The organism is Planctellipticum variicoloris (assembly GCF_030622045.1).
Taxonomy (GTDB): Bacteria; Planctomycetota; Planctomycetia; order Planctomycetales; family Planctomycetaceae; genus Planctellipticum; species Planctellipticum variicoloris.
Window position 1 is genome coordinate 2,748,458 of record NZ_CP130886.1, and the last position, 17,602, is coordinate 2,766,059.

At 63.2% G+C, this 17,602-nt stretch carries 12 protein-coding genes and 1 tRNA gene; 6 read left to right on the top strand and 7 right to left on the bottom strand.

Annotated features, from left to right (window positions below; all coding sequences use genetic code 11):
- Nucleotides 1–68: 68 nt before the first annotated feature.
- The 4 genes from SH412_RS10755 to SH412_RS10770 all read right to left on the bottom strand — a co-directional run bounded on the left by SH412_RS10755 (nucleotide 69) and on the right by SH412_RS10770 (nucleotide 6,796).
- Nucleotides 69–992 (bottom strand): PAS domain S-box protein, encoded by a 924-nt coding sequence (locus SH412_RS10755; RefSeq protein ID WP_336523516.1) that lies wholly within the window; start codon nucleotides 990–992, stop codon nucleotides 69–71.
- Nucleotides 993–1,193: 201 nt separating this feature from the next.
- Nucleotides 1,194–1,811, bottom strand: coding sequence for a response regulator transcription factor (locus SH412_RS10760; RefSeq protein WP_336523517.1), 618 nt, complete (start codon nucleotides 1,809–1,811; stop codon nucleotides 1,194–1,196).
- Nucleotides 1,804–6,198, bottom strand: a complete 4,395-nt coding sequence (locus SH412_RS10765) for a PAS domain S-box protein (RefSeq protein WP_336523518.1) — start codon at nucleotides 6,196–6,198, stop codon at nucleotides 1,804–1,806. Before SH412_RS10765 ends, SH412_RS10760 begins: the two co-directional genes overlap by 8 nt.
- Nucleotides 6,199–6,463: 265 nt before the next feature.
- Nucleotides 6,464–6,796: a Rieske (2Fe-2S) protein gene (locus SH412_RS10770; protein WP_336523519.1), complete on the bottom strand. Its 333-nt coding sequence runs from the start codon at nucleotides 6,794–6,796 to the stop codon at nucleotides 6,464–6,466.
- Nucleotides 6,797–7,829: 1,033 nt separating this feature from the next.
- On the opposite strand from SH412_RS10770, the gene SH412_RS10775 reads away from it, so the two are divergent.
- From SH412_RS10775 to SH412_RS10790, 4 genes are all read left to right on the top strand, one after another.
- Nucleotides 7,830–8,036, top strand: coding sequence for a hypothetical protein (locus SH412_RS10775; RefSeq protein WP_336523520.1), 207 nt, complete (start codon nucleotides 7,830–7,832; stop codon nucleotides 8,034–8,036).
- A gap of 158 nt (nucleotides 8,037–8,194) precedes the next feature.
- Entirely contained in the window at nucleotides 8,195–8,746 is a 552-nt protein-coding gene (gene hpt / locus SH412_RS10780) for a hypoxanthine phosphoribosyltransferase (protein WP_336523521.1), read from the top strand.
- A gap of 9 nt (nucleotides 8,747–8,755) precedes the next feature.
- On the top strand, nucleotides 8,756–10,840 hold the full coding sequence (locus SH412_RS10785) for a sensor histidine kinase (protein WP_336523522.1): 2,085 nt from the start codon (nucleotides 8,756–8,758) through the stop codon (nucleotides 10,838–10,840).
- Nucleotides 10,837–12,222 (top strand): sigma-54-dependent transcriptional regulator, encoded by a 1,386-nt coding sequence (locus SH412_RS10790; RefSeq protein ID WP_336523523.1) that lies wholly within the window; start codon nucleotides 10,837–10,839, stop codon nucleotides 12,220–12,222. The genes SH412_RS10785 and SH412_RS10790 overlap by 4 nt, the downstream gene beginning before the upstream one ends.
- A gap of 27 nt (nucleotides 12,223–12,249) precedes the next feature.
- Here the strand turns inward: SH412_RS10790 and SH412_RS10795 are convergent, their stop codons facing one another.
- Together SH412_RS10795 and SH412_RS10800 are read right to left on the bottom strand one after the other, a co-directional pair.
- The gene (locus SH412_RS10795) at nucleotides 12,250–13,482 is read right to left on the bottom strand and encodes a homocitrate synthase/isopropylmalate synthase family protein (RefSeq protein WP_336523524.1); all 1,233 of its coding nucleotides are present in this window, start codon (nucleotides 13,480–13,482) and stop codon (nucleotides 12,250–12,252) included.
- Nucleotides 13,483–13,743: 261 nt separating this feature from the next.
- Complete coding sequence (locus SH412_RS10800; protein ID WP_336523525.1) at nucleotides 13,744–15,651, bottom strand: thioredoxin-like domain-containing protein; 1,908 nt, start codon at nucleotides 15,649–15,651, stop codon at nucleotides 13,744–13,746.
- A 317-nt stretch (nucleotides 15,652–15,968) separates the two neighbouring features.
- Here SH412_RS10800 and SH412_RS10805 point away from each other — a divergent pair.
- Nucleotides 15,969–16,039, top strand: a tRNA-Gln gene (locus SH412_RS10805).
- A gap of 68 nt (nucleotides 16,040–16,107) precedes the next feature.
- Here SH412_RS10805 and SH412_RS10810 read toward each other — a convergent pair.
- Nucleotides 16,108–16,407: a hypothetical protein gene (locus SH412_RS10810; protein WP_336523526.1), complete on the bottom strand. Its 300-nt coding sequence runs from the start codon at nucleotides 16,405–16,407 to the stop codon at nucleotides 16,108–16,110.
- Between the two features lie 242 nt (nucleotides 16,408–16,649).
- Here SH412_RS10810 and SH412_RS10815 point away from each other — a divergent pair, with 242 nt between their 5' ends.
- On the top strand, nucleotides 16,650–17,462 hold the full coding sequence (locus SH412_RS10815; RefSeq protein WP_336523527.1) for a hypothetical protein: 813 nt from the start codon (nucleotides 16,650–16,652) through the stop codon (nucleotides 17,460–17,462).
- The last annotated feature ends 140 nt before the right edge of the window (nucleotides 17,463–17,602 follow it).

The following is a 17,602-nucleotide window of genomic DNA, read 5'->3' on the forward strand; positions in this document are numbered from 1 at the left end:
GTCATTCGCTGCAGGGAGGTCACGAAGAATCCCGAGCGGGATGGACGATCGGGGGATCCTGGAGCGGCTCAACCGCGGAGCCCGCCACGCTGCTCGCCCAGCTCGATCTGTCGCTGAAGCCCCTGGATCAGCGCGGATTTGTTGATCGGCTTGAACAGGCAGGCGTCGTACCCGCATTTCTCGACCGGCAGTTCGCGCTGACCGAAGACGTCGGCTGTGAGCGCCAGGAGCGGCCCCGCGTAACCCAGCCGTCGCAGTTCGACCGCCGTGCGACGTCCGTCCATGACGGGCATATGCAGGTCGAGCACGATCGCGGCATACTGGACACCCTGTCGCAGGCCCTGATTGACGGCTTCAATGGCCTCCAGGCCGTTGACGACGGTGTCGACGACCGCGCCGGCCGATTCGAGAAAGCGTTTGATGAGGAATCGGGAGTCGGCGTCGTCATCCGCCGCCAGGATCCGACTGGCGCTCAGGACTGCTCTGAGGAGGTCTCCGGTGCTGGTTGCCGCCGCCTGAGACTGGCGAAGTTCGGAGTTTTCCTGTTCGAGGCGACTGCAGCGACGAAGCAGTTGGAGTTGCCCGTCGACGGCATTCCGCTGTTCCTCGACAAGGCGCAAGTCGAGCGCCTTGCGGGGGCTGATGTCGCGAACGATGCCGATGAACAAATGGTCGGATTCGGTCGTGACTTCGCAGACCGACAGATCCATCGGAAAGATTCTCCCGTCCTTCCGCACGGCACGGACTTCTCTTCCGATTCCGATGACCTGATTTTCTCCAGTTCGGAGATATCGTTCGAGGAAGGAATCGTGCAGATTCCGGTAGGGATCGGGCATCAGCAACGAGACATTCCGGCCTACGATTTCGTGCGCCTCGTAGCCGAAGATCCGTTCCGCGGCGGGATTGAAGTCGACGACAATTCCGCAGGCGTCAATGCTGATAATCGCATCCGGGGCGGCGGCGATCAGCGCCTCGTACTTTGCATCTCGCATCGATCCCTGGCCCGCTGGAACTGATGAAGTCGCGAACGCGTTGAAATGTATGTGTCGCTACGTGACCACGTGACGACATTATCTCTTCGTCAGTTTGCAGAGGACCTCGGAGTTCGGATTCTCCGATCCTTTGTGATTTGCGCAGGATGCGCAACGCAGTTGATTTTGTGTGCACATGGGTCTTGTGGCGGCGGTGTGACGTCAGGTTGCCGACCAGCCCGCACGCTGCGCCAGTTCGATCAGTTGCGACTTGGATTCCAGCCCCAGGGTCGCCATCAGGCTGGATCGTCGGAACTGGACGGTCCGTAGGCTCACGTCCAGTTCGTCGGCGATCTCGCGGTTGGTCAGTCCGCGGACAATTCCCGCCATGACCGGCCTTTCATCCGCGGTCAATTTTTCGATCTGAGCCAGCGCACTTCGCTGTTCGGCCGTGCTGGCTCTCAACTGGTCGTCGATCTGAAGCGCGTTGCGGACTGCTGCCAGAAATTTGCCCGGATGAAAAGGCTTTTCGAGGACGTCGATCGCCCCCAGCTTCATCGACTGCACGACGCTGCTCACCTCGGCAAACCCCGAAATGACGACGGTCGGGCGACCCTGGCGACTTTCCGCCAGGCGTTGCAGGAGTTGCAGCCCCGTTACGCCCGGCATCCGCAGGTCCGCCACCAGGCAACCCGGTCGCTGCGGATCTACGCTCTTCAGGAACGCTTCTGCCGACGAGAAGCATTCCGCCGGCAATCCTTGTTCCTCGAGCAGAGTCTGCAGCGAGTGGAGCACGGCGAGGTCGTCATCCACCACAAACACGGTTGGTACTTCAGGCATGTGAGCAGCTTTCTCCGTCGGCGATGGGCAGGCTGAAACAGACCTCGAATCCAGAGTCGATTGCGGCATTGCAGCAAATCTCGCCGCCGTGGAACTCGATGATACGCTTGCTGATGGGCAGTCCCAGCCCCAGCCCCTTGGGTTTTGACGTTGCAAACGGAGTGAAGAGGCGCGGTTGCATATCGGCCGGGACGCCTGCTCCGGAGTCGCGGACTCGAATCCGGAGCATCGACTCCGGTTCGAGATCGGCCCGAATTCCCAGGCGGCGATTCTCCGACTGCTGTCGCAAGGACTCGATCGAATTTCGGATCAGATTAAACAGAACCTGCTGAATCTGAACAGGATCAACCATGACGGAGGGCAGGGACTCGGGCGCGTCGACGGAAACATCAATCTGGGCCAGCCGCAGATCACCGGCCAGGAGGGCCAGCACTTCGTCAATCAGCCTGGAGATCGAGACGGTCGACCGCTGCGACGGCTGGTTGCGAATCATCGCCTGGAGCCGCCGGATGATCTCGCCCCCCCGCTCGGCCTGATCGGAAATCCGTCGGATAATCGACCGGTTCGATTCCGGCGCCTGTCGGCGTCCGGCCTCCGACTGGCGAGCCAGCCGCGATTCGACGGCGAAGGCGTAGTTGGCGATTGCGGCGAGGGGCTGATTGAGCTCGTGCGCGATCCCGGCGGCCAGTTCTCCCAGCATGCCGAGGCGGGCTACGTGCGCCATTTCATCGCGGAGGAGCTTCAGTTGCGACTCGGCGGCGATCCGTTCGGTGATGTCCTGCACGGTGCCCTTCATACCGATCGTATGCCCATGCTCGTCGCGGACGACTTCTCCGTTTTCACGAACAATGCGCTCGGTTCCGTCGGCGCGGCGGATCCGGTGCTCGATGACGTACGGGCGGCCGGTCTCCAGTGTTTCGCGGACGGCAGCGATGATTGCCGAACGGTCCTCGGGGTGGGCGAGATTCAGGAACTCGGTCTGATAGTGGGGCGTGATCGATCGGGGCGTCATTCCGAAAATCCGATAGACCTCGTCGCTCCAGGCGATTTCATCGGTCTGAATCTCCCAGTGCCAGTTGCCGACGTGGGCGATTCGCTGGGCCTCGGCGAGTCGCTGTTCGCTGGTGCGCAGCGCCTCTTCGGCGCGTTTGCGATCGGTAATGTCGATCGACGACGACAGGATCTGGCGTTTGCCTCCCAGAGTGACCAGCCGGCAGCAGAACAGGACGTTTCGGCGGCGACCGCCCTTCGTGCGGGTCGTCGTTTCGACATAATCCAGTCGGCCGGATCGCTCGAGAATGTCGACGACCAGCTCGACGCCAACGGAGCCGGTTCCCATTCCGAGATCCAACGGGATCCGCCCTAGGACTTCGCTGGCGGCGTATCCGCTCAGTTGCTCGAACGCGGGATTGACGGCGGTAAATCGGCCGTCCATGCCGTTGACCGTGACGGCGAACGGAGCCGCCTCGAAGAGCATTCGAAAACGCTCTTCGCTGGCCTCCAGCGCCTGCTGCGCTTCAACCTGCGAAGTAATGTCGGCGACCGAACCGGCGAGCTGAATCACTTCTCCCCGTTCGTTCCAGACCGCCTGCCCTCGACCGTGCAACCAGAGATAGTCTCCCGACTTATGTCGATGCCGGAAACGGATGCTGTACGGTTCGCGGCGTGCGCTGTGGCGACGAATCTGTTCGGCGACCATCGAACGGTCTTCGGGATGAACGAGATCGAGCCAGGCATTGAGGTCGGGAGAGATCTCGCCTCGATCGAATCCGATCATTTCGAGCAGGCGCTCGGAAGGAGTCAGCTCGTTTGTCACCAGATTGAGATCCCAGACCCCCTCGTTCAATCCGCGGATCACCAGCTCGTAGCGTTCCTTCGTCGTGCGAAGTTCTGCTTCCGCCTGTTTGCGTTCTGTGATATCGATCGCCAGCGAGAGGACCTGCGGGGCTTCGCCGAGACTGACCACTCGCGACGAAAACAGACAATTTCTCAACTGGCCCGAACGGGTCCGCGTCAGAACTTCCAGATTGTCGACGCGCCCGTGAGATCTCAGGGCCGCGCTGGCGGCGCGAGCTTCGAGGGTCTCGGCGGCAATCAGTCCGATGTCGACCGAAGTTTTTGCGATCACCTCATCGGCGGAAAATCCGGTCGAGGACTCAAATGCCGGATTGACGGCGGAGTACCTGCCGTCGAGGTCGGTCAGAACGATGGGGATCGGGGCCGATTCGAACAAGGTCCGGAATCGTTCCTCGCTGTTGCGCAGCTCCGCTTCGGCGCGCTGCCGGGCTGTTTGAATTCTCGTGCGTTCGACTTCGGTGGCGACGCGCTGCCCGATCAGCCGGAGCAACTCCTGATCTTCCTCTGCGAACTCGCGCGGATGATCGTGCAGCAGGCAAACGACGGCGGCGACGCAACCTTTGCCGTCGACTGCGGGGAACCCGCAGTAGGTGACGATGTTGTGCTCTTGAAAAATCTTCGAATCCGGAAATCTCTCTCGAACACGGTCGAAGATCAGGAGTTTTCCGGTCGAGGCAACGAGCCCGCAGGCGGTGCCGGCCAACGCGCAACGTTGATGATCGACGGTTGCCCGGCCGTTCGCGAAAATCGCCTGGAACGCGAGATCCTCGTTTTCGACGACCATCAGGCAGACCATTTTGACGCCGAACAGCTCGCCGATCATCTGCACGACGTGCGTGAATACGGACGGGGGCTCGCCGGCCATCCGCATGCTCAATTCGGAGAGTCGTCGCAATTTCGCCAGCCGGACCGCCTCGCGCTCTTCGGACTCCTTTCGGTCCGTGATGTCGCGGTAGTTGCCGACAATCGCACGGACTGCAGGCTCTTCAAGCTGGTTGGTCGCGACCAGTTCCACCCAACGGTAGGAACCGCTTTTCGTGCGGCAGCGAAGCTCGAGGCGGACCGGCTGATCGGGCCGCTCCAGGACTGCCAGGAGCACTCCTTTCGCCAGGGGGGCGTCGTCCGGATGGCAATAGTCGAAGGCGCTCTGTCCGATCAGTTCATCCGACCGATAGCCCAACATGGCGGTCGCCGTCGGAACGCGATACAGAATCGTCCCGGCGGCATCGTAGAGCGCAATCGCGTCTGCGCTGTTCTCAATCAGCTTCCGAAATCGCCGCTCGCTGAGCTGCAGCGTTTCCTGAGTCCGCTTTCGCTCCGTGATATCCGCGCACGAAATCATGAGGGATTTCAGCCGGTCGTTGTCGTCGCGAATTGCAACGGCAGTGCATTCGATTGGAAACGGAGTCCCGTCGTGGCGGGTTCCCGTCAGTTCTCCGATCCAGTTTCCATCTCCCCGCAACTTGTCGAGGATCTCGCCCACAGCCGCGGGGGGGCCGCAGACTTCAGTCAGCCGGCGACCGACGATGTCCGATGTGTCCGCGTAACCCCAGCTTCGCACGAAAGCCCGATTGGCTGAGTTCAGACAACCATCGCCGTCCGCAAACAGGATTGGTCTGAGCGACAGCGCGATGGCCTGCTCTTGCAGGCGCAGGATCTCTTCCACCGCCTTTTGTGCGGAGATGTCTCGATAGCTCCCGACGACGGCCCGGATCGTCGGATCGTGGAGCCGGTTCGTGGCGATCAGCTCCAGCCAGCGGTAGGAGCCATCCTTGCAGCGGCTGCGCAGCTCAACTTTTCCAATCGCTCCGGGGGTCGACAGAATTTCCGGCATCCGTTCGCGGATCGCCGGCCGATCGTCCGGATGGCAGTACTCGAACGCGAGTCGTCCGATCATCTCCTCGGGTTCGTAGCCGAGCACATCGCGGACGGACGGGCTCTGATACAGAATTCGCGTGTCTGCGTCGTACAGTGCGATGACTTTGGTGCTGTGCTCCATCAGCTTTCGAAAGCGTTCTTCGCTCTCACGAGCTGCTCGCTCGGCCCGGACCTGTTCCGTGACGTCCTGGCCAATTGCGATCAGGCCGGCCACGCGTCCCTGTTCGTCCTGAAGCAGCTCGTCGTTCCACTCAATGTCCCGCTCTTCGCCCGAAGCGGTGACAATCGGGTTGCGATTGCCGCGGGTTGGCGCCTGCGTCACGGCTGTTCGAAAGATCTCGCGAATCCGTACTCGATCACGCTCCGGCAGGAACGTGTCGAACCAGTCCCGGCCGGCGATCTCGGCCAGCCGACGGCCGCTCAGCTCCTCCAGAAATCGATTGATGTACTGGATGCGACCGGACGGATCCAGCGCGACGATCGCCAGTGGCGCGGCATCCAGTATTCGCTGCGCGAAATATGGCGGGGAACGGAAACCGAACGGCAACTGGGAGTGGTCCGATCCGGAAGCCCCGAACGGCAGCAGGCTGCCACACTGACTGCAATACCGAGCTGTCTCGGGCGCTGAACTGGCGCACGTTTTACATTCCATGAGAATTCGTCGCACTGTCGTTCGTCGGGAAGCAGAGAGGTTGTGCGCATTCCGCATTCCGGGCGTTGCCGCGACGCAGTCGCCCGACAATCTCCCTCTCTGGAACGGGAATTGCGATTCAAAGCTATGCCGTTCAACGACATTGCGAAAGGGAGACAAATGGAGCCGTAGGAAATCCACTGATGCCGACCGGCGAATGCCAATGGTGAACTCGCCCTGCGACTAATCGACCTCCCGCGAACGATGGTTCCGAGGATCGGTGGCTTCAGCCGCGCGCTGGCGGCTCGGGAACGCAGACCTCGATCCGATCGTTCAGCACGCGAACTTGATAACTGTCGGTTCGGATCTTGCTTTTCGGATTGTCCAGCCAGACGCCATCCGTCACGCAAAAGCTCCAGGCGTGCCAGGGGCACATCACCGCAGTGCCTTCCAGATGCCCCTCCGCCAGCGAGGCGCCCATGTGAGGACAGGCGTCGTTGATTGCGTAGAACACTCCTTCCCGACGAAAGACCGCCACGCGCCGGCCGTTGACCGTAAACGCGCGCCCCTGACCTTCGGGAATCTCGTCGACCGCCGCGACCGCTTCAAACTCTGCCATTTGGTTGTCGGGTTTCGGCAAGTGTGTCTGTGAAAACTGGAGTTGGCGGGGCTGCGGGCAGTTTCAACTGACCTGCTGGCAGTGTCAAGGGGGAGACATCTTGGAGGCCGCTCGGACGCTCGGCCGTCGATTGGGGATGTTTCGGAAGACTCCGCAGAAAACAAGGGCTTCCACTGACGACTTAAACTGCGCATACTAGGCCGCGTTACACCCCGGGATCGCGGGCCGCGAACTGAAAACCCGGTGCAGGAGGCGTGGTATGACCGTAAGCGAGACAGATCGTCGTCGCCGTCGATTGCTGGTGCGCTCCTTGATGGGGGGGCATTCCGATCCCGGATCGACCGACGGAATCGCCACCGCGGAGTTCAGCACCGCGGCGGACGAGACCCGTCCGGACGGGGAGTTGGATTTTTCCCGATCGAGGCCGGTCAGAAGCACGGATTTCGCGTCCGTCGCGCCTCTGCCGGTTGCGCCCGTCCAGCGGCCGATGCCGACAACTCCCCAGTCGAAGCTGTTCGGCCCGATTCGAGTGGTCGAATCGCAGCTCGACGCGGTTCTCCGGACGCTGGGGGCAGTGGCTTCATCGACGACCTCTCCCCCTCCGGTCGCTCCCCCTCCGAGTCCGCCTCGTCAGCCGACAGCTTCGTCGTCGCCGCCCCTGATGCTGCCTCCCTTTCAGAACATGCCAGCACGGCGTCCTGCCGCATTTCGCCATTGCACCCCGGTCGAGGCTCCTTCCGAGCCGGCCGCGGCCAATCCACGTTCGTCGAAGCCCGTGTCGGTCGCCGCTCCTCCAAAGACGCCAGCGTCGGACGTGGCGATGGAGGCGGCGCCTCCGGTCAAGATCGCGGCGTCCCCCGTCCTGGCGTCCCCAGACGCGGCCGTCCCCGTGGCTGAAATGCCAGCGCCGGCAATGCCTGCGGTAAAGCCAGGCGCTGCAGTCATCGATCCCATTCCCGTACTGCCTGCGCCGCCCAGTCCGGTCGTCTCGGAGAGGCCCGATGTCCTCCGTTCGCGTTCGAAAATCGGGACCATGAAGCAGGACGCGGCGGCCCTTTCGGCGCGACTGAAAGAGCTGGCTAAGATGCTTGAAGAACACCCGGATGATCCGTCGGACGACGCGCTCTGCGCCTGGGACGACTGCCGGCGGCTGGCCCTTCTGCTGCATCACGAACTGGACCGCGGGCTGCCGCAGCCCGAATCTCAGAGGGGCAGTCGTGCGGTCGCGCGGTCGCGCTGATTGGTTCTGCGTTCGCGACATTGCTGGGGGCCTGCCGGGAAATCGTCACGCCTGCTAAGATTGGCCCGCCCGAATGAACTGATTCATCGGGCGGGCTAATTTTGAGTCCGTGTTCGCCAGGTCAGCGCCTGTCGCGAACACCAGTGCGGGCCACCGGGATGAAACAGCTTCTGTCCGCAGACCAGATCTCCCGCCGCGTGGCCGAACTGGGGACTCAGCTCGCCGCCGATTACCGCGGCCGTCCCTTGACCGTGGTCGGCGTCTTGAGCGGAAGCGTCGTTTTTCTCGCGGACCTGATCCGCTGCATCGACGTGCCCCATCAGATCGGCTTTGTGGAGGCTTCCAGCTATCGCGGCCGGACGACTACTGGATCGGAATTGACCGTTTCCGTCGACCGCTTGCCTGATCTTACTGGTCGCGACGTCCTGCTGATTGACGACATTCTCGACACGGGGCGGACGCTGGCGTCGCTGAAGGCGCTTCTGGCAGCCCGCCATCCCGCCTCCTTAAGGACGGCGGTCCTGCTCTGGAAGGACGGGACGCAACAGGTCGACTTTATGGCGGACTATCATGCCTTCCGCATTCCGAACGCCTTTGTCGTTGGCTATGGCCTGGATTACAACAACGACTATCGCCATCGCCCGGACATCGTCATTCTTGAGCCGCAGGATCTGCCATCAATTGGCCTTCGTCCTTCCCGTCCCGATTGACTGCCGAGCATGCTCACGACGCTCGAACTTCTGGCTGCCGGTCTCGGACTGACTGTCGACACCGTCCTGGCGGTGGCGCTGATGGAGCGCCGCAACCGGGCCGCTCTGCATAGCTGGATGGTCACTTTTGCGGCAGGCGCCTGGTTCTGGCATGGCGGCAACGCAGGCTACTTCTGGTCGACCGGATTTGCCACGGCGTCTCCGGGGCTGCGCTGGCTGTCGATGCTGTCCATGCTGATTGGACTGCTGTTGATGCCCTGCAGCCTGCTGCATGCCGTGTTGCGGTTGTCGCAGACCGGCTGGACCGGGCAAACCGCCCCCGTCGGGTGGCGCTGGTTCTTGTATCTCCCGGTGGCGCTGGCCGCGCCGATCGCGGGGTCGCTGCAGGGTGCGGACGCCGGATCGTTTCTCGAACAGGTCGAGCCGTGGATGGTTCCGTACCTGGCGGCGATTACCATCATCAATGCGGCTTCAGCCGCCGTCGTATGGCGGATCGGACGCCGGACGCCGCTGCCTGGAGCCCCCAGGTTTTTTGCCGGGTTGTCTCTGCTGATCGGCTCCGTCACGGTCGCGCTGAACGTCTCGATGTTCGTCGTCATGCGGATGCCCGGCGACTCGTACCATGCCTGGATCGCAGTCATCATTCTCCTGCCGGTGCTGCCGAGCCTGTGGTTTGCGTATGCCGTGATCCGTTTCGGATTCTTTCCTCTGGTGGTCGAACGGAGTCTCATTTACGGAGGACTGCTCGCCGTCGCGGTCATGCTGCACCAGTCGATTGTCCGCCGTGTGGAGGCATCCTGGCAGCAGCGGGTCGGAATTGATCTGGCGCTGGCGGAACTGGTGCTCGTGCTGGCAGTCGTCCTGGGCTACGCTCCGATTCGTCGACGGGTTCGCGAGGCCCTTCGATACCTCCTGGGGCCGGGAGTCGTCTTCTTTCGGGAACGGTTGCAGCGGGCTTCAGTTGATCTGGCGGCCCGCAGCGGCGAGTCGCCGCTGCAGCTCGCTGCGTGGATGCGCGACGCCGTGCAGAGCCTGTTCCCGCGGCAGGATGTGCAGGTGCTGCTTCGGGACGAAGTCCGGCAGCGCCGCTGGGAAGCGAGTTCTCGTGAGTTGTTGAGCCCCGAGCGGGCGGCGGGGCTGTGCGATCGCCTTCGCGAAGCGGGGCTCCGGTTGACTTATGCCGACCAGGCCCCGACTCGCGGCGATGCGGAGCTCCTGCTCGAACAGCGGGTGGTGCTCGCCGTTCGTGGCGAATATCAGACGATCGAAGGACTGATACTGATCGGCGGACAGGCGGCCCGGTCGGGTTGGGGGGATGAGGAACTGGGAGGATTGCTGCTGTTGACCGAACAATGGGCCGGCGCCGTTTCCAACAGCCTGCTGCAGTCTGACCGACAATCGGCGGAACGGCGGGCCTGGCAGAATGAGAAGCTGTCCGCACTCGGCCTGCTCGCGGGCTCGATCGCTCATGAAATCAAGAACCCGCTCTCCTCCATGAAGACCCTGACGGCTGTCGCCCTGGAGGAGTCGGACCCGGGATCAGACCATGCCGCCACGCTACGACTCGTGCTGCAGGAGATTGACCGCCTGGCCGGTACGACGAGCCAGTTGCTCAGCTTCGTCCGGCCGTCCGGCGCCGCCGTCGCCGACGCTGCGGAGGCCGCCAGGCAGACCGTCCAGGTGGCGGGGCATCTGGCCCGACAGCGCCAGGTCCTGCTGTCGCTGGAAGTCCCGGAGTCTCCCTTGCGCACCATTGCTCCCGGCGAAGCGCTCCGTTCCATCCTGCTCAACCTGACGTTGAACGCCCTCGAAGCCTGCCCGCCGTCCGGCCGCGTTACAGTCCGGTGCCGGGGCGCGGGCAGCCATGTGGTGCTGGAAGTGATCGACACCGGTCCGGGACTGGCGCCCGAGGTGCAGGACCATCTGTTCGACGCATTTCAGACGACCAAAGCCCAGGGGACCGGGCTGGGGCTGTACTCTGTGGCTTGCACTGTGCGGGATCTGGAGGGTTCGGTGGAGTGCGAGAGTTCGCCGGGGGCCGGTGCGACGTTTCGAGTTCGCCTTCCTCGCAATGACCAGGAATCTGCGACGTGACGGACCTGATGCTGCTGATTGTCGACGACGAGGCACCTGCCCGGCATGGAATGGTTCGCGCTTTGCGCCGTGAGGGCTGGACGATCGCCGAGGCCGAGAACGGTCGAGTGGCTGTGGAGCTGATCCGCACCCGACGGCCGGACCTGGTGTTTCTCGATCTGAACATGCCGGAACTGGACGGACTCGGGGTATTGCGGGAGCTCGGTCCGGCGACGCAGACCACGGAGATCGTTGTCCTGACGGCGAACGATCGCGTCAGCGCGGCCGTGGAGTGCGTCCGGCTGGGGGCGGCCGATTTTCTGACGAAGCCGTTCGAACTCGAACAGTTGCGTGCGGCGGTGGAACGTGTTCAACGACGGCGGCTGCTGGAGCGGCGGGTCTCGTCGCTCCAGGCCGAGGTTGAGGCCAGCAGCGGATCGAGTCCGCTGCTGGGAGTCAGTCGGGCGATGCGTGAATTGCGCGAGCTGGTCCATCGGGCCGCCGCAGCGCCGGTCGATCTGCTGATTCGTGGCGAGACCGGGGCGGGTAAGGAACTGGTGGCCCGCGAGCTGCACCGGCACAGTCCGCGCGGCGCCGGGCCGTTCGTGGCGGTCAATACCGCAGCACTGCCGGAGTCGCTGCTGGAAAGCGAACTGTTCGGCCATGTGAAAGGTGCGTTCACCGGAGCGGAGCGCGACCGCGAAGGGGTCTTTCGTCGGGCGCAGGGGGGGACGTTGTTCCTGGATGAGATCGGTGACCTGCCGCTGGCCGCCCAGGCCAAGCTGCTCCGCGCGCTGCAGGAGCGACAGATCACGCCCGTAGGATCCGAACGTCCGATCGCCGTCGACGTCCGCGTCGTCAGTGCAACACATCAGCCCCTGGAAGAATTGATCGCAGACGGCCGGTTCCGGCAAGATCTGTACTACCGGCTGCGCGGCTTTGAAATCCCGCTGGCGCCGCTGCGTGCTCGCCGGGAAGACATTCTGGTTCTGGCCACGCATTTTGCGGAGCAGGCGGCGGGGGTCGCCGGTCGCGCGGCCCCCGAGTTCGGGCGCGACGCGATCGACGCCCTTCTGACCCACGACTGGCCCGGCAATGTCCGGGAACTGGAACACGCGCTGCGGGCGGCCGTTTCGATGCTGACCGGCGAAGTGCTGCATGCGCGCGACCTGGGACTGGCGCTGCCGAGGGCGCCTGTGGGAGACGATCTTTTCGCTCCTTACCTGGCGCTGCCGTTCGCGGAGGCCAAAACTCAGCTCGTCGAGGCGTTTGAGCGGGCGATGGTGACGCGGGCGCTGGAAGCGAGCCAGGGGAATCTGAGTGCGGCCGCCCGCGCCCTGGGAATGCATCGTCAAAGTCTGCAGCAGAAGCTCGACCAGCTCGGGCTGAAGCCGGAGCGATAGGCGGTTGCGAGCCGCGTTGCATAAGCTTCAGGCGGACTTGCGCGAGCGGGACCAGCTTTGCACTGTCGCATCATCGACGAGCGTCCCCTTCGGGGCCAGCTTGAGCTGGTCGAGGATATGGCCGACCGAGACCTCATCGGCAGAAAGGCCGAGCTGTTCCAGCCGGTGGGCGACCGCGCGGCGGCCGCTGTGGCGACCGAGAATCAGCCGGATCGGACCGCCGCCGACGAGCTCGGGACGAAACGGGAGATACGTGTCCGGGTGTTTGAGCAACCCGTCCTGATGAATCCCCGCTTCGGTTGCAAAAACGGTTTCGCCGGCGACCGGCTTGTTGAGCGGGAGCGGGCAGCCCGTCAGCTCCGCTACGAGCCGGCAGAGCGGGACGAGCTTCGTGGTGTCGATCCGCATCGTCCGTCCGTACTGGTCGGGATGCAGCTTGAGGGCCATGGCGACTTCTTCGAGAGACGCGTTCCCCGCCCGCTCGCCGATGCCGTTGATGGTGCACTGCACCACATGAGCCCCTTCCGCGATGCAGGCCAGAGTATTGGCCACCGCCAGGCCCAGGTCGTTGTGGAAGTGGACTGCGACCAGAGCCCGCTCGATGGCGGGGACGCCATCTTGAATTGCGCGGAGGGAATCGCGGGCCTTTTCGGGAGTGAGGCAGCCGACGGTATCCGGAAAACCAATCGTCGTCGCCCCGGCTTCAATCGCCGTCTGATAGCACCGACACAGGAAGGGCAGCTCGGTCCGGCTCGCGTCTTCGGGCGAGAAGGCCACGATGTCAAATCGGGAAGCGGCATAGCCGACGGACTCGGCGATCAATGAAAGAATTTCCGCTTCGGACTTCTGCAGCTTGTACTGCCGGTGCAGGGGGCTTGTGCCGACGAAGAGACTGACTCCTCGCTTGTGCTTCGGCTGGCCATCGAGGGCGGCTTCCGCAGCGTCGATATCGCTCCGGACCGTGCGGCACAGTGCGGTCAGCACCGGGCGTTTGACAACGCCGACCATCTTGCGGATGGCCGCGGCGTCCTGTTCGCTCGACGCGGGAAATCCTGCATCGAGCGAGTGGACGCCCAGCTCTTCAAGAGCCAGGGCGATGCGCAGTTTGTCGTCCGGTTCCAGCGTGGCGCCCGGCATCTGTTCGCCGTCGCGGAGCGTCGTATCGCTGAACAGCACCGCCCCCGAGTGGCGATGGTGACGAATCACCAGCGGCTTCACCACCTGCCCGATCCGCCGCATCACGCCCCGGCCCCACGCCATTTCGAAGTCCGCTCCGCAAAACCCGAAATCTGAAGCACGAAATCCGAAACAAGCACAGATGACGAAATCAGAAAACGGGGCCAGCTCCCGCAGCCGCCGCATCTCTGCAAGAGCAGGCTCGGCCCCGCAGATCTGACGGAGGTTTGGGGACTTGGCTCATTGTGCGTCTTGCCAATTGCGCGATCCAAGTCGCCCAACAGCTTTCAGGCGGCCTGCTTCACTAGCCACGACCCACTATCCACCAGCCACTTCTTCTCCCCCTCACTTGAGCAGCCGCGGCAATTGAAGTTTCAGGTCCTGGACGCTCGTGTTGCGGCTTTCGACGATTCCCTGAGCGTTCACCAGCAGCATCGTCGGCAGCGAGATCACGCCGTATTGAATCGCGGCGGGACTCTCCAGACCTTTCCCTTCGTAGATGTGCGGCCAGGGGACTTTGTGAGTCTGGATGTATTCGGCGACCGGTTTGGGGTCCATGTCGAGGCAGACGCCGACAATTTCGAAGCCCTTGGGCTTGTACGCCTGGTAGAGCTGCCGCAGTTCGGGGAGATCTTCGGTGCAGGGAACGCAGTTGGTGGCCCAGTAAATGACCAGGACGGTCTTGCCGCGGAGTTTCGCAACGTCCAGCGTCCCTTCACCCAGCATCGGGCCGGACAGGGCGAGAGACTTCCCCTTCAGCTCCAGGCGGCGGATCGCACCTTCGGCGCGGCGAACCGCCGAGGAGTCGACCTTCAATGCCGCCAGGCGGCGATACCATTCGAGAGCTTCCTTGGTGCGGCTGTTAAATTCCTCGGTGACGGCGAGCTGCAGCATGGCGTCCGGGGCGTCTTCGGATTCGGGATGCTTTTTGACGAACGCCGCCAGCGACTCCAGCCACTGCTTCTGCAGTTCGGTTCGCTTTTCCGTTTCCTGCACTGCCATGATCTGCAGCGTGTATTCCGACTGAAGCACGCGGAATTCCGCATAGGAAACCAGTTTCGACTCGGGACTCGATTTCCGCAGATCGGTTTCGAGCTTCTTGAGCTGCGACAGGCCCTCGACATCGCCCCCTGTCTGGACGGCGGCCGCCAGCCCGTCAACGAGCTGCCGCAGCCACATTTCCTTCTCTTCAGCGCCCTCGGCCTGCTTGTAGAGGCCGAGGATCAGCTCGGCCCGCCGGGCGTTGTATTTGGCGACGTCTTCCCGCGTGGCGCCGGCTTGCGGCTGGGCGTCATCCAGCTTCTGCAGATCCGTCAGCAGCTTCTGCATCTCGGGCGAGGGGGCGTTGCCGCCCGTCGGAGCCCCGGCGGACAGGACCGGCTGCATCAGAATGCCGCCCGCGGCGATCGTCTCGGTCCCTTCGATCGGGAGCGGGGCCTGAGTGAGCTTCCACACGTCTCCCACAAGCACCATTTCGCCGAGCTGCACCAGCCCGGACGCTCCGCCGTTCTCCACGATGACCATCGCGTTTTCGTAAACGAGCAGGTCTTTGCCGGCCCGTTCGTCGTCCCCGGGAATCAGGCTGGGCATCTGCGCGTCGAAGCGCATCCACTTCGTCCCGGCGCCCAGGAGCTTGGACTTGCTGGCGGAGATCGTCTTCACCGCCCCTCCGGACGCCTCCAGCAGTTTGGCGGCCGTCTCGCGGGCGACTCCCAGCGAGCGGAGATCCTCGGCGTTGATCATCAGGCTCTGCAGCGCCGGCATGTCCCCGGCAGCGATCGCGTTGATCGCTTCCCGGGAGGCCTCGGCGGCGGAAAGGTGCTTCCACTGATCGATCCGGCCGTCTTCGTTGGTATCGATCCCCCAGCGGCTGCCGGCGAAGTTGACCCAGCGGCACTGGTCAGCTTTGTTGTTCTTGTTCGTGTCGATGTCGCGGAAGACCTCCATGCCGAGGTTGTAGTACCGCCATTGATCGACCGATCCGTCGCCGTCGGTATCGACGAACCGGCGAACGACCTGACCGCCGGGTCCGAAGACGACCCAGCCGGAGACTTTGCCGCGGCGTTCGACGTCGACTTTGCATTTGGGGTAGTCGGCGACCGCCGGGGACTCGCACTCGACGTCCTTCTGGGACGGCTTATAGGCAAACACCGTCGCCAGCGGCGGCGTGTCCGCGGCCGCGGCAATTCCGGTCGTCCCACAGCATCCAACGATGGCAAGTCCGAATTGCCACCAGCGCCTTCGACTGGACATTCCCACCCCTCCCTGGTCAGGTCGCGTCACGTAAACTCGCCGATTCGACGCCGTTCCGGGGCGTGAAATCGCCCGCGGGAACGACGGAAGTACTCCATCAGGCAGGTTTTCTAGCGAACCGGACGGCGTCCGTCACGGTCAGTTTCACGAGAATCCGGGAAATTCGCGGCCGAGATCCCGGAACGGTCAAAAAAAACACCGGTCAGAATTGGCAAATCGGGGGGACTCATTATACTTCGCCTGATCGCAGGGACGCACCGCCTGCGGCGCAAGTCGTGACGCGACCGGTTCGTCCGTCGACTGCACGCTGCGAACATTGCCCGATGGTGTAACGGTAGCACGAGTGACTCTGGATCACTTAGTTCAGGTTCAAATCCTGGTCGGGCAACTCCCTCTAACCCGCTGATGCAACACGAGTTGCGTCGGCGGGTTTTTTCGTTGGCGGAGCCGGCACGTTCAGGGGTGGCCGCCATTTGACGGCGATCTTCGGATCTTGCCGTCTGGAGCGCATTCTGCCGCATGGCGGATGGCCCAGCCGAGCAGCGCGAAGTTCCGGGCCAGGTCGCGGGTCTGCGACAGCAGCTTCCGCCGCTTCTGCACCGGCAGCTCGTCGTCCTCGCTGCGAGTGACGCCGGATGGGGCGCGGCGTTTGCCTTCGCCCGTGTCGACAGAGTCAGAGCCGAACGCATGCCGCGCCTGACGCAGGCCGGCGTCGAACAGCCCGGCCGCGCTTTGCCAGAGTCCGGAAGCGTTCATGGCCCCTCCATCGTGAGGGACCTGAGAAAGGGACCTTGTGGTGGATACCGGAAGAAAATGGCTGGAAAAGGATTACTTTTGGCGATATCGGGTCGCTATCTTAGTGCTCGCCGTCCGCGTGAGTCCTGGAATTCGCCAAGACGCTCCTGGGAGGGCCGTGAATCGCCGAAGGTCGCGAAAACCTGTTGGTGTCGTAGCAATTCATCACGCACTAGTGTTTCACTACCGGGAAAGAGTTCTCCATGACGTGGCCCTCTGGTCAGAACGAACCCAGTTCGACGAGTCACGACCAGAACGAACGCGATGCCGCGTGGACCGCCCAGTACGAGCGTGGAAAGAGCATGGATTCCTCGCCCGCTCCGGGCACTGACGCATCCAGCTCCGGCTCTTCCAATTCAGGTCCGACAGGCGGAGGCGGAAACGCGGGTGGCTGCGGCGGTTGTCTGATCGTCGTGATCGGCATCGCCGCTCTCTTGCTCTGGCAGCAGCACTCGCAGTTCTTCGGCAACGGCGGTCAGGGACGGCAGGTACCGATTCCCATCGTTAAAGATCCGGTTCCCGCTCCCTGGGATCCTGGCAATGCGCCGCCGACCGCCGAGAGTTCTGGCGAGGCGACACCCACGTCTGCAAACGTCGCGGCAATCGCGAAATCGCCCCTTTCCGAACGGAAATCGGAATCGCTGGTCCATGAGTACCTTTCCCAGGTTGCCGAACTGATCCGGGAGCGTGAAGAGCGATTGGCCCCCGATTTGGCGAAGATCGGTGAGCTGAAACAGAACCGGGATGCTGGTCGGCTGACTGCGAAAGAGTGGTTGGACCAGACGAATGCGATTAACCGGCGAATTGCCCCGGACCGAGCTGTGCTGAAGGAACTGACCGACGTGCGAACACGCGTCCGGTCCTCGTACGTGGCCTACCAGGACGGAAAACTGTCGATTTCTGAGGAAGAGGTCGTGCATGATGCCGAGCAGCGTCTGCGGATTCTGCACGAATTTCATCGGACTGGCGATCTCGGCGCTTTCAAGCGAAGCAACGCCATGCCGTCAAATCGGTGACCGGCCGAAGGAGTGACGGCGGTTACACCGGTTCTCCCGCGTCACATCAATCCGCATCTGCCCGCAACAAGCACGCCGCCGCGCACAGCGACTGAAGCGTTCTCTCTCAAGTTCAACCCCACCGAGCTCCCACTCGCAGC

Bases quoted from the DNA above. Each gene is read 5' to 3' on its own strand.
- SH412_RS10755 (WP_336523516.1), bottom strand. From the start codon at position 992: ATGCGAGATGCAAAGTACGAGGCGCTGATCGCCGCCGCCCCGGATGCG.
- SH412_RS10785 (WP_336523522.1), top strand. From the start codon at position 8,756: ATGCTCACGACGCTCGAACTTCTGGCTGCCGGTCTCGGACTGACTGTC.
- SH412_RS10765 (WP_336523518.1), bottom strand. From the start codon at position 6,198: ATGGAATGTAAAACGTGCGCCAGTTCAGCGCCCGAGACAGCTCGGTAT.
- SH412_RS10815 (WP_336523527.1), top strand. From the start codon at position 16,650: ATGACGTGGCCCTCTGGTCAGAACGAACCCAGTTCGACGAGTCACGAC.
- hpt (WP_336523521.1), top strand. From the start codon at position 8,195: ATGAAACAGCTTCTGTCCGCAGACCAGATCTCCCGCCGCGTGGCCGAA.
- SH412_RS10795 (WP_336523524.1), bottom strand. From the start codon at position 13,482: ATGGCGTGGGGCCGGGGCGTGATGCGGCGGATCGGGCAGGTGGTGAAG.
- SH412_RS10800 (WP_336523525.1), bottom strand. From the start codon at position 15,651: ATGTCCAGTCGAAGGCGCTGGTGGCAATTCGGACTTGCCATCGTTGGA.
- SH412_RS10810 (WP_336523526.1), bottom strand. From the start codon at position 16,407: ATGAACGCTTCCGGACTCTGGCAAAGCGCGGCCGGGCTGTTCGACGCC.
- SH412_RS10770 (WP_336523519.1), bottom strand. From the start codon at position 6,796: ATGGCAGAGTTTGAAGCGGTCGCGGCGGTCGACGAGATTCCCGAAGGT.
- SH412_RS10775 (WP_336523520.1), top strand. From the start codon at position 7,830: ATGAAGCAGGACGCGGCGGCCCTTTCGGCGCGACTGAAAGAGCTGGCT.
- SH412_RS10760 (WP_336523517.1), bottom strand. From the start codon at position 1,811: ATGCCTGAAGTACCAACCGTGTTTGTGGTGGATGACGACCTCGCCGTG.